Source organism: Nocardia aurantiaca (assembly GCF_009708175.1).
GTDB lineage: Bacteria > Actinomycetota > Actinomycetes > Mycobacteriales > Mycobacteriaceae > Nocardia > Nocardia aurantiaca.
Genome location: NZ_WMBB01000015.1, coordinates 1 through 15,083, shown reverse-complemented (window position 1 = coordinate 15,083; position 15,083 = coordinate 1). Strand labels below are relative to the sequence as shown.

Sequence of the window (15,083 nt, the reverse complement as noted above, 5' to 3'; positions counted from 1 at the left end):
GCCCCCGAAAGGGAGGGACGCGGGGCTTCGCCCCGCATCCCGAACGGGCGGCGGACTTCGCCTCCTGAGCGGTGATTGGGAACTTTCCCAACCCCATCTCCCGGCGGCGGCGCTGTGATTGTGACAAGGGTGGTTCCCATTGTGGGACCACCCTTTTCGCGTAGTGTGCCGCTGTGATTGGCGCGTAATCGGTAATTCGTTACGAAAGTTCCTACCGACCAGTCAGGTCCCGGTGTCCGAGACGGTGCATATGCGATACAGTGACCGGACCTACTGTGATGCGCCACACCGCGCGAAATTCGTGGCCCGTAGTCACACGTAGTGCGCTCGTCGGAGAAAGTGGAGGTTGGCGTGGGCGTCGAGGTCAGGACCGAAGGCATCACGAAGTCATTCGGTTCGCAGCGTATTTGGCAGGACGTCACGCTGACGCTGCCGCCGGGGGAAGTCAGCGCTCTGCTCGGCCCATCCGGTACCGGTAAGTCCGTCTTCCTGAAGTCGTTGATCGGTCTGCTGCGCCCGGAGAAGGGCTCGATCTACATCGACGGCACCGACATCACGACCTGCTCCAACAAAGAGCTCTACGAGATCCGCAAGCTGTTCGGCGTCTTGTTCCAGGACGGCGCGCTGTTCGGGTCCATGAACCTGTTCGACAACACGGCCTTCCCGTTGCGCGAGCACACCAAGAAGAGCGAATCCGAGATCAAGAAGATCGTCATGGAGAAGCTCGAGCTGACCGGTCTGCTCGGCGCCGAGGGCAAGCTTCCCGGTGAGATCTCCGGCGGTATGCGCAAGCGCGCCGGCCTGGCCCGCGCGCTGGTGCTGGACCCGCAGATCATTCTGGTCGACGAGCCGGACTCGGGTCTGGATCCCGTTCGCACCACCTATCTTTCGCAGTTGTTGATCGATATCAACGCGCAGATCGACGCGACGATCCTGATCGTCACGCACAACATCAACCTGGCCCGTACGGTGCCGGACAACATCGGCATGCTGTTCCGCCGCAACCTGGTCATGTTCGGTCCCCGTGAGGTGCTGCTGACCTCGGAGGAGCCGGTGGTCAAGCAGTTCCTCAACGGCCGCATGCAGGGTCCGATCGGCATGTCCGAGGAGAAGGACGAGGCCCAGATGGCCCGCGAGCAGGCCATGTTCGACTCGGGTCACCACGCGGGTGGCGCCGAGGAGATCGAGGGCATCATTCCGCAGATGCGGGCGACCCCGGGCATGCCCGTCCGCGGTGCCGTGCACCGGCGGCGTGAGCGGGTCCGTCAGATCATGCACACGTTGCCCCCGGCCGCTCAGGAGGCCATTCGGGAGTCCATGTCGCAGAACGGCGATGAGGCCGACACGCAGGTGATGCCCGCATATCAGGGCGGCTACGACTCCACGGTTCGACAGAACCTGACTAACGGGTAACATACGCGGCGTGAATCCCACCCTGACGCGACTGCGCACCCCGGTCGAGTCGGGACTTGCCCAGGCCGGCAACATCTTCGCACTGTTTTTGGACGTGCTCCGGAAGACGTTCCGCCGGCCCTTCCAGTGGCGGGAGTTCATCGAACAGTCGTGGTTCATCGCGAGTGTCTCGATCCTCCCTGCCGCTTTGGTGGCAATCCCGTTCGGTGCGGTGGTGGCCCTGCAGACCGGCTCGCTCATCAAGCAGCTGGGCGCGGAGAACTTCACCGGTGCGACCAGTGTTCTGGCGACCGTTCAGCAAGCCGCCCCGGTGGTGACCGCACTGATCATCGCCGGAGCCGCCGGTTCGGCCGTGGCCGCCGATCTCGGCTCGCGCACCATCCGCGAGGAGATCGACGCCATGGAGGTGCTCGGCATCGATCCCATTCAGCGCCTTGTGGTTCCGCGCGTGCTGGGCATGATGCTGGTCGCCTTCCTGCTCAACGGCCTGGTGTCGGTGGTCGGCATCTGCGGCGGCTACTTCTTCAACGTGGGGCTGCAGGGCGGCACCCCGGGCGCCTACCTGGCGTCCTTCTCCGCCCTGGCGCAGATCCCCGACCTGGTCATCGGCGAGATCAAGGCCCTGATCTTCGGCGTGGTGGCGGGCGTGATCGCCGCCTACAAGGGCCTGCATCCGAAGGGGGGACCGAAAGGAGTGGGTGACGCGGTGAACCAATCCGTGGTGATCACGTTCCTCGTGCTGTTCTTCCTGAATCTGATCCTCACCCTGATCTACCTTCAGGTCGTCCCCGCAAAGGGCGCGTGACCCATGGTTATCTCGCTGCGCTCCACCGCCTTCTCCCGGTCGGCGCGCCGGCTGAAGCCCGCGCTGATGGCCCCGGTGAACCTGGTCGACAGGGCCGGGGACCAGATGTCGTTCTACTCCCGGGCGATCGGGGCCATCCCGAAGACCATCGTGCACTTCCGCAAGGAGGTCATGCGGCTGCTGGCCGAGGTGACCTTCGGTTCGGGTGCGCTGGCTGTCATCGGCGGCACCATCGGCGTGATCGTGTTCATGTCGGCCTCGGTCGGCGTGGTCGTCGGTCTGCAGGGCTTCAAGGCCCTCGACGCCCTCGGCTCCGGCGTGCTCACCGGGTTCCTGACCGGCTACATCAATACCCGCGAGCTCGCGCCTCTGGTTGCGGCCCTGGCGCTTTCGGCGACGGTCGGCTGTGGTTTCACCGCGCAGCTGGGCGCCATGCGGATCTCCGAGGAGATCGACGCGCTCGAGGTGATGGCGGTGCCGTCGGTACCGTTCCTGGTGACCACCCGCGCCATCGCGGGGTTCCTCGCGGTGATTCCGCTGTACGTGGTCGGCCTGCTGGGCACCTACCTGGCCTCACGGTCGATCAGCATCTACTTCAACGGGCAGTCGAGTGGTTCCTATGACCACTACTTCAGCCTCTTCCTGCCACCGGAAGACGTGCTCTATTCGTTCGTGAAGGTGCTCGTCTTCGCGTTCGTGATCATCCTGGTGCACTGCTACTACGGCTACAACGCCAGCGGCGGCCCCGCGGGCGTGGGCGTGGCTGTGGGCCGCGCGGTGCGCGCCGCCATCGTGCTGATCAACGTGCTCGATTTCTTCCTGTCCCTGGCGATCTGGGGAACGACCACGACGGTGCGGGTGGCCGGATGAGCGGTCAGGGGCCGGAGGCGGCGGCTTGCGTGACCACGCAGGCTCCCCGCTCATCCGGAATGGAGGCAGCATGAGCGACCCACAGCGTGTGCAGTTCTGGCGTTCCACCGAGAAGCTGCGCAACCGGACCCTCGGCGTGCTCTTCTTCGTGCTGGTGGCGCTGTTCCTGTGGACCACCATCGCCATCTACAACAAGCAGTTCGTGGACACGGTGCGGGTCAAGCTGATCACCGACACCGTCGGCAACGCGCTGACCCGCAACGCGGATGTGAAGGTCCGCGGCGTCACCGTCGGCGAGCTGCGCTCGAGCAGCTACGACGGCAAACACGTCACCCTGGATCTGGCCATCGACCCGTCCAAGGCGGGCGAGATCCCGGCCAATGTGACGGCGCGGCTGCTGCCCAAGACGCTGTTCGGTGAGCGCTACATCGACCTGGTGTGGCCGGAGAGCCCGCAGGGCCATCTCGCCGCGGGCGTCACCCTGCAGCAGGACACCAGCGGCAACGCCGTCGAGGTGAGCCAGCTGCTGGACCACATCCTGCCGCTGCTGCAGGCGATTCCGCCGCAGTATCTGTCCTCCACGCTGGGCGCGCTGTCCAACGCGTTGCAGGGGCGGGGTGAGGAGCTGGGCAAGACAATCGACCGGCTCGACGACATCGTGACCCAGGTCAATGGGGAAATGCCCACGCTGCAACAGGATCTGAAGAGCCTGGCCGATGTGGCGACCACCTACGCCGATGCCGCTCCACAACTGGTGTCAGCGCTGGACAACCTGCGCACCACCAATGCCACCATCGTGCAGAAGCGTTCGCAGGTCGACGCCCTGCTGGCCACGCTCACCCCGAGCGCGTCGACCACCACCGACTTCCTAGTGGCCAACCGCGACAACATCATCGATGTGGCGGCGGACTCGCGGCCCGCGCTGGAGGCGCTGGCCAAGTACTCGCCCAGCTACAGCTGCGCGCTGGCCGGTTTCGCGGAGCTGAAGCCGCGCATCGACCAGATCTTCGGCAAGGGCACCGACCTGCCGGGCTCGCGGGTGACCGTGCAGATCGTGAACCCGCGCGGCCGCTACGTGCCCAACCAGGACGAGCCGCGCTGGTTCGATACGCGTGGGCCGCTGTGCATTCCGATGTATCCGCCGTTCACCGACCCCGGCCAGTACACCGACGGCTCCGCCAATGACGGCTCCTATCAGCCGCCGAGCCGCAACCCGGGCGACCAGAACGTCGGCCGGATGCCGGAGCCGCAGTACAAGGTGTACGGCCCGCAGGCGCCGACCACCGCCTACTCGCCGCAGGAGTCTCAGGCCCTGGGTGCGATCTACGGTGCGGCGCACGGTGTCTCGCCCGAGGAGGTGCCCGGTTGGGTCACCAAGATCGCCGCGCCGGCGTTCCGCGGCAGTGAGGTGAGCGTCAAGTGAAGGATCTGTTGCGCGGCCTGGGGCCGACGCTGACCAAACTGATCGCCTTCATTCTCGTCACGGTCTTCCTGACGGGCGTGCTGGCGCTGACCATCGCCAACTACGGTGGCGGCGGTACCAAGTTCAATGCCCGGTTCACCGATGTGACCTCGCTGAACAAGGGTGACGAGGTGCGCATCGCGGGTGTGCGCGTGGGCAAGGTGACCAAGGTGTCCATCGTGGACAGGCGCCTGGCCAATGTGGAATTCGAACTGACCGACCGGGATTGGCTGCCGGCCTCCACCACCGCGACCATCAAGTACCGGAACCTGGTGGGCCAGCGCTACATCGCGCTCGAGCAGGGCGCCGGGCAGCAGGGCCGCAAGATGAACAAGGGCTCGACCATCCCGCTGGAGCGCACCAAGCCCGCGGTCAATCTGACCGAGCTGTTCAACGGGTTCCGGCCGCTGTTCCAGACGCTCACGCCCGAGGACGTGAACAAGCTGTCCTACGAGATCATTCAGGTTTTCCAGGGCGAATCCGGCACCATCGCGGACCTGGTGGCCAATACCGCCTCGCTCACCAACAAGGTGGCCGACAAGGATGCGGTGATCGGTGAGCTGATCAAGAACCTGAACGCCGTGCTGGACAGCATCAATTCGCGCGGCGACCAGCTCGATCAGCTGATCGTGAACACCGAGGCGCTGGTCACCGGGCTGAACGCCGAGCGCGGCACCATCGGCTCGGCCGTCACCTCGCTGGGCAAGCTGACCTCGGCCACCGCCGACCTGCTGGTCCCGGTGCGGCCGAACCTGCAGGGCGCCATCGCAGGTCTGAACCAGCTCACCGGAACCCTCAACGACCGCAAGGACGAGGTCGACGAAGCCCTGACCAACCTGCCCATCAAGATGGAGAAGCTGGGCCGCGCGGCGTCCTACGGCTCCTGGTTCCAGTTCTATCTGTGCGGCATCGACATCGTCGCCGGACCGGGCACCAAGGACGCGCCGCAGCTGAACTTCCCGCCCGCACTGCAGAACATGCCGACCGTGAATCAGCCGATCTATACGAATCCGGCGCCGCGCTGCCATGGGAAGGGAGGCCGCTGATGGACGACCGCGTCGTATTGGGCAAGCGCAGTCCGGCGTTCATGGGCGGACTGGGCCTGATCCTGGTGCTGCTGGTGACCATGTCCGCTTTCAACCTCGACAAGCTGCCGCTGATCGGGGCCGGCACCAAGTACACCGCCGAGTTCTCCGAGGCCGCGGGGCTGAAGAAGGGCAACGAGGTGCGCATCGCCGGCGTGAAGGTCGGCGCGGTGTCCGATGTCCGCCTCGACGGCGACAAGGTGCTGGTCGACTTCCGCACCCAGGACGCCTGGATCGGCAACGAGACCACCGCCTCGATCCAGATCAAGACCCTGCTCGGGCAGAAGTACCTGGCGCTGGACCCCAAGGGCTCCAAGACCATGAACCCCTCGGACCGGATCCCGCTGTCGCGCACCGTGTCTCCCTACGACGTGGTGGACGCCTTCAGCGATGCCGCCAAGAACATCGAGGAGACCAATACCGCGCAGCTGGCGCAGAGCTTCCAGGTGCTGTCGGACGCCTTCTCGGCCACGCCGCCGGAACTGCGCGGCTCCATCGACGGCGTCGCTCGGCTCTCGGAGACCCTGGCCAAGCGCGACGATCAGCTCGTGAAGCTGTTCGCCGCCACCAAGACCACCACCAAGGTGCTGGCCGACCGGAACCAGGAGTTCGAGCGGCTGCTTGCCAACGGCGGCCAGCTGCTGGCCGAGCTGAACGTGCGCCAGCAGGCCATCCACCAGCTGCTCACCGGCGCGAAAACCGTTGCGGCGGAACTGACCGCGCTGGTCAAGGACAACGAGCAACAGATCGGCCCGGCGTTGACCAATCTCAACAAGACCATCGAGCTGCTCAACGACCACCAGGCCGACCTGTCCAAGACCCTCTCGCTGGCCGCGCCCTTCTATGGGCTCTACTCCAATGTGCTGGGCAACGGTCGCTGGTTCGACGCCGTCATCACGAACCTGATTCCGCCCGCGTTGCCGGACATCCCGGGTGAGCGCCAGCCGATCCGAAAGTTGGGAGGTTGACTCGTGGCGAGCAATCCGCTGACCGCCCTGCGCGGCACCAGCCGTAAGAGCAAGATCATCGCCGCGGTGGCCGCCCTCGCGGTGGTGCTCGCGGGCGTCGCATGGTGGGGCTTCGACCGTCTCCAGACGACGACGATCACCGCGTACTTCGACAAGTCCATCGGCATCTACAAGGGTTCGGACGTCCGGATCCTGGGTGTGCCGGTGGGCCGGGTGGACTCGGTGAAGCCGAAGGGCGACGTGGTCGAGGTCGTCATGAAGGTCGACCGCAACTACGACATCCCCGCCGACGCCAAGGCCGCCCAGATCACCCCCTCGGTGGTGTCGGATCGGTACATCCAGCTCGCGCCCGCCTACAAGGGCGGGCCCAAGATGGGGCGCAACGCCACCATCCCGAAGGAGCGCACCGCGACCCCGGTCGAGGTGGACCGGCTCTACAAGAGCATCACCGAACTCTCGGATGCGCTGGGCCCCAACGGCGCCAACAAGGACGGGGCGCTGAACCAGCTGGCCCGCACCTCCGCGGACAACCTCTCCGGCAACGGTGAGGCATTGGGCAACAGCTTCACGCAGCTGTCCAAGGCCGCGCACGCGCTCTCCGATTCGCGCACCGACATTTTCGACACGGTCAAGAACCTGCAGACCTTCGTGCAGACGCTGGCCGACAACGACGCGCAGGTGCGGACCTTCAACACCCAGTTGGCCTCGCTGGCCGGGTTCCTGTCCGACGAGCGCCGGACCCTCGGCGACGCGCTGAACCTGCTCTCGGTCGCACTCGGCGATGTGGCCCGGTTCATCGACAACAACCGGGACCTGGTGCAGTCCAACGCCGATGCGCTGACCAAGCTCACCCAGACCCTCGCCGATCAGCGTGACGATCTGGCCAAGGCGCTGCCGCTCATCCCGACCGCGCTGAGCAACCTGATCAATGTGCACAATGGTGAGACCGGCACGCTCGACATGCGCCCGAACTTCCCCGACCTGCAGGATCCGTTCGGCGTCATCTGCAAGATGCTGGACCTGGGCAAGCTGCGTCCCGGTGACCCCAAGTTCGACGCGATCTCCCGGCAGCTGCAGCCGATCCTGAACAACTGCAAGGTGATCACCGATCAGCTCACCGCCGGCGTGAAGACGCCGACGCTGGTGCTGCCCTTCGGCATCCTCAGCGGCGAGAACGAGCAGCGCAATCCGGTGCCCGGCAGCGTGCCCGGAAACCCGTCCGATCAGCTGCCGCCGTCGCAGCAGGAAGGTGGGCAGCGATGAGCGCCAACCGGATTCGCGGCGGCCGGGTCAAGCGCGCCGCTCTGCTGGCCACCTCGCTGAGCGCGGTGACGCTGGCGGCCGCGGGCTGCGGTGCGGAGAGCATTCCGCTGCCCGGCGGCCCCAACGTGGGCAAGCACCCACTGCACCTCGACATCCGCTTCGCCGACGTGCTGGACCTGGTCCCGCAGTCGACGGTGAAGGTGGACGGCGTGGCCGTGGGCCGGGTCGACAAGATCCGCATCGCGCCCGACAACGCCTGGGAAGCCAGCGTGCAGGTGCTGGTGAACGACAGCGTGAACCTGCCCGCCAATGCTCGCGCCGAGGTCAAGCAGACCAACCTGCTGGGTGAGAAGTACATCGAACTGTCCGCTCCCGCCAAGGATGCCGATTCCGCGCGGCTGAAGGACGGCGCCCGGATCCCGGTCGAGAACACCCGCACCGCCACCGAGGTGGAACAGGTGCTGGGCGCGCTGTCGCTGCTGCTCAATGGCGGCGGCGTGGCGCAACTGCAGCCGATCGTGGTGGAGCTCAACAAGACGCTGGGCGGTCGCGAGGGGAAGGTGCGGGACCTGCTGAACCAGGCCGACATTCTCATCAAGGGTCTCGACGACCAGGTCGACAACATCACCCGCGCCCTGGACAGCCTCGACACGCTGACCAGCCGGGTGGGGCAGCAGACCGAGCAGATCTCCAAGATCCTCGACGAGTTGCCGGGCGGCATCAAGATCCTCAATGAGCAACGGCCGCAGTTGATTCAGCTGCTGAGCCAGCTGGATCGGCTGGGGCAGGCCGGCTTCGACGTGCTCAACAAGTCCAAGGACAATCTGATCACCGACCTGTCCTCACTGCGGCCCACCTTGCAGGCGCTGGGGTCGTCGGCCGGTGACCTGGTGACCGCGTTCCCGCTCATCCCGACCTACCCGTTCCCGGACGAGGCCATCAAGTCGGCGTTCGGCGGGCAGGTCAACACCTGGCTCTCGGTGGACCTGCAGATCGGCACCCTGCTGTCGAATCTCGGTGTGGGCAAACCGGATCCGCAGTATGTGCCGCCCAGCGGCCGCCAGGTCAACGTGGACCCGACCAACCCGTACTACAACGGCAACGGGCCGCGCGGCGGCTGGCCGACCGTCTCGCTGCTGCCGCTGCCGAACACGGTGGCCAAGCCGACCGGGCCGGGACCGACCGATCCGCTCGGATCGATCCTCGAGCAGCTGGGAGTGGGTGGTCCGCGATGACACGTCTGGTACGCAATCAGCTGATCGCCTTCGCGCTCATCGCCGTGATCGGCGTCGTCTTCGTCGGCGCAAAATACGTGCGGCTGGACAATATGCTCGGTTTCGGGCTGTACAAGGTGAAGGTGCAGGCCGCCGAGACCGGCAACCTGTCCAAGGGCGCGGAGGTCACCTACCGCGGCGTCCCCGTGGGACGGGTCGGCGACCTCGACGTCACCCCCGACGGCGTGCTCATCACCCTGGAGATGAACTCCGGTAAGCCCAAGGTCCCCGCCAATGCCAAGGCCGTGGTCGCCGACCGTTCCGCCATCGGTGAGCAGTACGTGGATCTGCAGCCCACCGGCGACGGCGGGCCCTACCTGAAGGACGGCTCGGTCATCGTCGGAGCGCAGGTGCCCATTCACGTGGAGGACCTGCTCTCCAGTGTCGACCACTTCGCCGGTACGACCGACCTGAAGGCGGTGTCCACCACCATCACCGAGCTGGGCAAGGCCTTCGACGGTAGGGGTGACGACCTCAAGATCCTGGTCGACTCGCTCAACCAGTTCAGCGCGACGGCCGCGGACAACCTGCCGCAGACCCTGGCGCTGCTCCGGTCCGCCCGCACCGTGCTGGGCACCCAGGCCGAGCAGTCACCGGCGATCCTTCAGTTCAGCGACGGCCTGGACAAGCTCACCGCGCAGCTGAAGTCCAACGACCCGGACATCCGCCGCCTCATCGGCACGGGTAAGGACGCCGGATCGGCGATCCAGCGCCTGCTCACCGAGAGCGGCCCGGCCCTCACCAAGGACCTCACCAACCTGCGGGTCCTGCTGCTGGCCATCTCGCCGAAGTTCTACGCCCTCGGCCCGGTGCTGCAGATGCTGCCGCTGCTGCCGCTGGGCGGTTCGTCCACCGCGCCCGGTGACGGCACCACCCACTTCGGCCTGGTCCTGGAGACCAACAACCCGCCCGCCTGCACGCTGGGATACGAAGGCACGCAACGGATTCTGGATCAGATGAAGGCCCAGAACCCCAGCTTCGACGACAGCCGTGACGACTTCCCGTTCAATACCGAAGCCGGCTGCAATGTCCCGCAGGGCAGCGAGACCGACGTCCGCGGCGCCAACCGCGCCGAGCTGGCCGATCCGAGTGTCGGGCAGCCGTGGGACGACAAGCCGAAGTACGACCCGGACAAGCTCAACCTGAACCCGGTGGCCACCCAGCTGGCCACGCTGATGGGCATCACGCCCAAGCACTGATCGGATTCGGGTAGCGATGTGGCACACGGTCCCGGCTAGGGCGCGAAGAGAGGAAAGTATGGTGGCGGCGTGAGTCAGCACAAGGACAGCGAATCGGGGGCGAACCTCGAGAAGCCGGCAACCACGCCGGTTCCCGATACAACCCCGGACGCGTCCAGGGCAGACGCCGCGACCATATCCGCCGACGCCGATGCCACGTCATCGGGAGCGGACACGGCCGGGTCGGCGGCCGAGCCGACCGTTGTGCTGGACAAGCCCGCCGAGCCGGCCACCGCAAAGACACCCGAGCCGGCCTCGGCGAATGGCCGGGACATGCGGAAGCTCGGCGCGGTCGCGCTGCTGGCCGTGTCCGCCGTCGTGGCGGCCGTGGTCGGCTTCGTCTGGTTCGGCGACGCCAAGGACGAGACCCGGGCCGAAGCCCGCGACGCCGCCCTGACCGATGGCCGCCAGGCCGCGGTCAATCTCATGTCCATCAACCCGGACGATATCGACGGGTCGCTGGCGAACATCCGGTCATCCATGACCGGCGAGCTGCTGAAGCAGCAGGAGGACGGGCAGGATCAGCTCAAGCAGACCGCCCAGGACTCCAAGACCCGCATCCAAGCCGCTGTCGAGGGCATCACGCTCACCTCGCTCAACAGCGAACTCGACCACGCCTCCGCCTTCGCGGTGCTGAAGATCACCCGCAGCTGGCCCGGCGGCCAGCCCGCCACCTTCCGCCAGCTGTGGACCCTCGACATGGTGAAGGTCGGCAGCACCTGGAAGGCCGAGAAGGCCCAGAATCTCGGCGAGCCGGTGCCCCTGGGCTCGGGCGGCGCCCAACAGGATGCGCGGCAACCGACGTCGACTCAGCCCACCCCCAAGCCGGGCAACTAAGGAGGGAGTGACCATGGCCAACCGGAAACGACCCGTCAACCGCGTCACCCCGCGCCGCCCTGCTGCCCAACGCGGCACCGCGTCGCGCACCACCGCCGCGGACGTGCAGGCCACCGGGACCGAGCGGAAGACCACCGTGAACGCTCGGTCCACCTCCGAGCGAGCGGGTCGGACCGCGTCGGGCACCACTCCGCCGCGCGGTCCGGGCCTGTCCAAAGACCCTGCCTCACAACAGTATTCCAAGCAGTCGGGCTGGGGCACGTTTTGGCGTAACTGGGGTGTCGCCGTGCTGTGCGGGGTGCTGTCGGCGCTGTTGCTCGCCTTCGCGATCGCCGGTGCGGTGAATCACTGGGTGAGCAAGCCGAATTCGGATTCGGGCAATCTCGCCTACGTCGACAACAAGGCCACCGACGAGGTCAAGGCCGCCGCCGACCACGCCCTCACCACGCTCTACGGCTACAAGGCCGCCGAGATCGACAAGTGGAAGGCCGCGGTCAACTCGGTGCTCACCGACAAGATGCAGAAGGATTTCGCCAAGTACGTCGACACCACGGTCGACACCATCAAGCAGACCCAGACCGACACCGACGTGAAAACCGACCCGATCGGCGTGACCCTTCTCACCGGCGACCGCGCCGAGCTACTGGTCAACCTGAACATCTCCTCGGTCAAGGACGGCAAGCCCGAGCCCCTCGCCTCGGGACCGATCGTGCTGCGCATGCAGAAGGTCGACGGCCACTGGCTCGCTGCGGAGATCACCGACAAATAGCCCGAGTCCTCCACCCCTCGGACGCACCGACCACGGAGTTCGCGGCCCCGCCTCGATCCCGGACCGCGGTCGATGGACCTGCGCCCCGAAGCGAGACGGGTCTGCATAGACCCGCGCCTCGGCGGAGCGGAGGGAGGAATCGAGGCCCGAAGGGGCCGCGAACAGCCCGGAGCGAAGCGAAGGGCAGGTGAGCACAGTGATCTTGTAGCGGGACAGGCGATCTCGCGATTTGTCAACTCGGACCGCCACTTGACGAGTTTCGTCCGACCCGTCACGCTATTCACAACAGCGGCGGCTGTCACAGGGACAGAACGCCGGCGAGGGCCTTGTGAACGCAGCCAGCGGACTCTGCGGCCCAGCCGGAAATCCGTGTGGAGACCGTCACTCGGCTGTGCTGGTATCGGCGCTCTGATCGCCCGGATATCGACACAGACACACCAGGGCGAAGTTGCCGCCCACGGATCACCACGGGTGGTACTTTGACACCCCCGTAGGTTTGGGTGTAGTTTTGGACGTTGCGCTGGCTGCCTCCTGTCCATACCTCGATCGCATCACGAAAGTTCCACCCTCAGGTGTTACTTCCGTTGTTCGCTGTTTGGGTTTCGTTCGGGTCGTAACCAGCGGAATTCGTAGCAGACAAGCGACGGTCGCGGACCACCACGCGACGCGCGTGAGGTGCTGGAAGGACGCATCTTGGCAGTCTCCACCCAGACCAAGGCCGGTATCCCCGGAGCCCCGAAGCGGGTGTCTTTCGCGAAGATTCGTGAGCCCCTGGAGGTTCCCGGACTTCTCGATCTACAAACCGAATCGTTCGCCTGGCTGGTCGGTTCAGCAGACTGGCGTGAGCGTGCCACCGCGCGCGGCGACGTCACCAACCCTGTCGGGGGCCTCGAGGAGGTGCTCGAGGAGCTGTCTCCGATCGAGGACTTCTCCGGCTCCATGTCGCTGTCCTTCTCCGACCCGCGCTTCGAAGAGGTCAAGGCCTCCATCGAAGAGTGCAAGGACAAGGACATGACCTACGCGGCGCCGCTGTTCGTGACCGCGGAGTTCATCAACAACAACACCGGTGAGATCAAGTCTCAGACGGTCTTCATGGGTGACTTCCCGATGATGACCGACAAGGGCACGTTCATCATCAACGGCACCGAGCGCGTCGTCGTGTCGCAGCTGGTCCGTTCGCCGGGCGTGTACTTCGACGAGTCCATCGACAAGTCCACCGAGAAGACGCTGCACTCCGTGCGCGTCATCCCGTCGCGCGGCGCGTGGCTGGAGTTCGACGTGGACAAGCGCGACACCGTCGGCGTCCGCATCGACCGCAAGCGTCGTCAGCCGGTCACCGTGCTGCTGAAGGCGCTGGGCCTGACGACCGAGGAGATCACCGAGCGCTTCGGCTTCTCCGAGATCATGATGTCCACCCTCGAGAAGGACTCGACCCCGGGTCAGGACGAGGCGCTGCTGGACATCTACCGCAAGCTGCGTCCGGGCGAGCCGCCGACCAAGGAGTCCGCGCAGACCCTGCTGGAGAACCTGTTCTTCAAGGAGAAGCGCTACGACCTGGCCCGCGTCGGCCGCTACAAGGTCAACAAGAAGCTGGGCGTCAATGCCGGCGTGCCCGTCCAGGGTTCGGTGCTGACCAAGGAAGACATCGTCGCGACGATCGAGTACCTGGTCCGCCTGCACCAGGGCGACAAGCTGATGACCGTCCCCGGCGGCGTCGAGGTTCCGGTCGAGGTCGACGACATCGACCACTTCGGCAACCGTCGTCTGCGGACGGTTGGCGAGCTGATCCAGAACCAGATCCGCGTCGGCCTGTCCCGCATGGAGCGCGTCGTGCGTGAGCGCATGACCACCCAGGACGTCGAGGCCATCACCCCGCAGACCCTGATCAACATCCGCCCGGTCGTGGCGGCGATCAAGGAGTTCTTCGGCACCTCGCAGCTGTCGCAGTTCATGGACCAGAACAACCCGCTGTCGGGTCTGACCCACAAGCGTCGTCTGTCGGCGCTGGGTCCGGGTGGTCTGTCCCGTGAGCGCGCCGGCCTGGAAGTCCGCGACGTCCACCCCTCGCACTACGGCCGCATGTGCCCGATCGAGACCCCGGAAGGCCCCAACATCGGTCTGATCGGCTCGCTGTCGGTGTACGCGCGGGTCAACCCGTTCGGTTTCATCGAGACCCCGTACCGCCGGGTCGAGAACGGCCGCGTCACCGACGAGGTCAAGTACCTGACCGCCGATGAGGAGGACCGCCACGTCCGGGCGCAGGCCAACTCGCCGATCGACGCCGACGGCAACTTCCTCGAGGACCGGGTGCTCGCGCGCCGCGGCAACGAGGAGATGGAGTACGTCTCGCCGACCGAGGTGACCTTCATGGACGTCTCGCCGCGCCAGATGGTGTCGGTCGCGACCGCCATGATTCCGTTCCTCGAGCACGACGACGCCAACCGTGCCCTCATGGGCGCGAACATGCAGCGTCAGGCCGTGCCGCTGATCCGTTCCGAGTCGCCGCTGGTCGGCACCGGCATGGAGCTGCGCGCCGCCGTCGACGCCGGCGACGTGGTCGTGAACCAGAAACCCGGTGTGGTGGAAGAGGTTTCGGCCGACTTCATCACCGTTATGCATGATGACGGCACCCGTCGCAGCTACCGGCTGCGTAAGTTCGAGCGTTCGAACCAGGGCACCTGCGCCAACCAGCGTCCGATCGTGGACGAGGGCATGCGCGTGGAGGCCGGGCATGTGCTCGCCGACGGCCCCTGCACCGAGAACGGTGAGATGGCGCTGGGTAAGAACCTGCTCGTGGCGATCATGCCGTGGGAGGGTCACAACTACGAGGACGCGATCATCCTGTCGCAGCGTCTCGTGGAGGACGACGTGCTGACCTCGATCCACATCGAGGAGCACGAGATCGACGCTCGTGACACCAAGCTCGGTGCCGAGGAGATCACCCGGGACATCCCGAACGTCTCCGACGAGGTCCTCGCCGATCTCGACGAGCGCGGCATCGTGCGCATCGGCGCGGAGGTCCGTGACGGTGACATCCTGGTCGGCAAGGTCACCCCGAAGGGTGAGACCGAGCTGACTCCGGAGGAGCGGCTGCTGCGC

Annotated in this window: 12 protein-coding genes; all 12 read left to right on the top strand. The window is 66.1% G+C overall.

Annotated elements, in window-relative coordinates:
* Positions 1-351: 351 nt before the first annotated feature.
* Positions 352-1,413: an ABC transporter ATP-binding protein gene (locus tag GLP40_RS27410; RefSeq protein ID WP_328290730.1), complete on the top strand. Its 1,062-nt coding sequence runs from the start codon at positions 352-354 to the stop codon at positions 1,411-1,413.
* A gap of 10 nt (positions 1,414-1,423) precedes the next feature.
* The gene (locus GLP40_RS27405; protein ID WP_328290729.1) at positions 1,424-2,218 is read left to right on the top strand and encodes an MlaE family ABC transporter permease; all 795 of its coding nucleotides are present in this window, start codon (positions 1,424-1,426) and stop codon (positions 2,216-2,218) included.
* Positions 2,219-2,284: 66 nt separating this feature from the next.
* Entirely contained in the window at positions 2,285-3,088 is an 804-nt protein-coding gene (locus tag GLP40_RS27400) for an MlaE family ABC transporter permease (protein WP_230330013.1), read from the top strand.
* A 70-nt stretch (positions 3,089-3,158) separates the two neighbouring features.
* Positions 3,159-4,511, top strand: coding sequence for an MCE family protein (locus GLP40_RS27395; protein WP_154790917.1), 1,353 nt, complete (start codon positions 3,159-3,161; stop codon positions 4,509-4,511).
* 8 nt (positions 4,512-4,519) lie between these two features.
* A complete protein-coding gene (locus GLP40_RS27390; RefSeq protein WP_154791052.1) occupies positions 4,520-5,596 on the top strand; it encodes an MCE family protein in 1,077 nt (358 codons plus the stop codon).
* Positions 5,596-6,603 carry an MCE family protein gene (locus tag GLP40_RS27385; RefSeq protein ID WP_154790916.1) on the top strand — a complete coding sequence of 336 codons (1,008 nt, stop codon included), beginning with the start codon at positions 5,596-5,598 and terminating at the stop codon, positions 6,601-6,603. The genes GLP40_RS27390 and GLP40_RS27385 overlap by 1 nt, the downstream gene beginning before the upstream one ends.
* A gap of 3 nt (positions 6,604-6,606) precedes the next feature.
* Positions 6,607-7,866 carry an MCE family protein gene (locus tag GLP40_RS27380; RefSeq protein ID WP_328290728.1) on the top strand — a complete coding sequence of 420 codons (1,260 nt, stop codon included), beginning with the start codon at positions 6,607-6,609 and terminating at the stop codon, positions 7,864-7,866.
* Entirely contained in the window at positions 7,863-9,101 is a 1,239-nt protein-coding gene (locus tag GLP40_RS27375) for an MCE family protein (RefSeq protein ID WP_154790915.1), read from the top strand. Before GLP40_RS27380 ends, GLP40_RS27375 begins: the two co-directional genes overlap by 4 nt.
* On the top strand, positions 9,098-10,339 hold the full coding sequence (locus GLP40_RS27370; protein WP_154790914.1) for an MCE family protein: 1,242 nt from the start codon (positions 9,098-9,100) through the stop codon (positions 10,337-10,339). The genes GLP40_RS27375 and GLP40_RS27370 overlap by 4 nt, the downstream gene beginning before the upstream one ends.
* A 69-nt stretch (positions 10,340-10,408) precedes the next feature.
* Positions 10,409-11,215 (top strand): hypothetical protein, encoded by an 807-nt coding sequence (locus GLP40_RS27365; protein WP_154790913.1) that lies wholly within the window; start codon positions 10,409-10,411, stop codon positions 11,213-11,215.
* Positions 11,216-11,228: 13 nt separating this feature from the next.
* Positions 11,229-11,984, top strand: coding sequence for a hypothetical protein (locus tag GLP40_RS27360; RefSeq protein WP_154790912.1), 756 nt, complete (start codon positions 11,229-11,231; stop codon positions 11,982-11,984).
* Between the two features lie 675 nt (positions 11,985-12,659).
* Positions 12,660-15,083: DNA-directed RNA polymerase subunit beta (rpoB, locus tag GLP40_RS27355; RefSeq protein ID WP_328290727.1), on the top strand; the 2,424-nt coding region annotated here is incomplete at its 3' end.

Coding starts and splice junctions, on each gene's coding strand:
- GLP40_RS27400 (WP_230330013.1), top strand. CDS start 2,285: ATGGCCCCGGTGAACCTGGTCGACAGGGCCGGGGACCAGATGTCGTTC.
- GLP40_RS27370 (WP_154790914.1), top strand. CDS start 9,098: ATGACACGTCTGGTACGCAATCAGCTGATCGCCTTCGCGCTCATCGCC.
- GLP40_RS27375 (WP_154790915.1), top strand. CDS start 7,863: ATGAGCGCCAACCGGATTCGCGGCGGCCGGGTCAAGCGCGCCGCTCTG.
- GLP40_RS27385 (WP_154790916.1), top strand. CDS start 5,596: ATGGACGACCGCGTCGTATTGGGCAAGCGCAGTCCGGCGTTCATGGGC.
- GLP40_RS27395 (WP_154790917.1), top strand. CDS start 3,159: ATGAGCGACCCACAGCGTGTGCAGTTCTGGCGTTCCACCGAGAAGCTG.
- GLP40_RS27360 (WP_154790912.1), top strand. CDS start 11,229: ATGGCCAACCGGAAACGACCCGTCAACCGCGTCACCCCGCGCCGCCCT.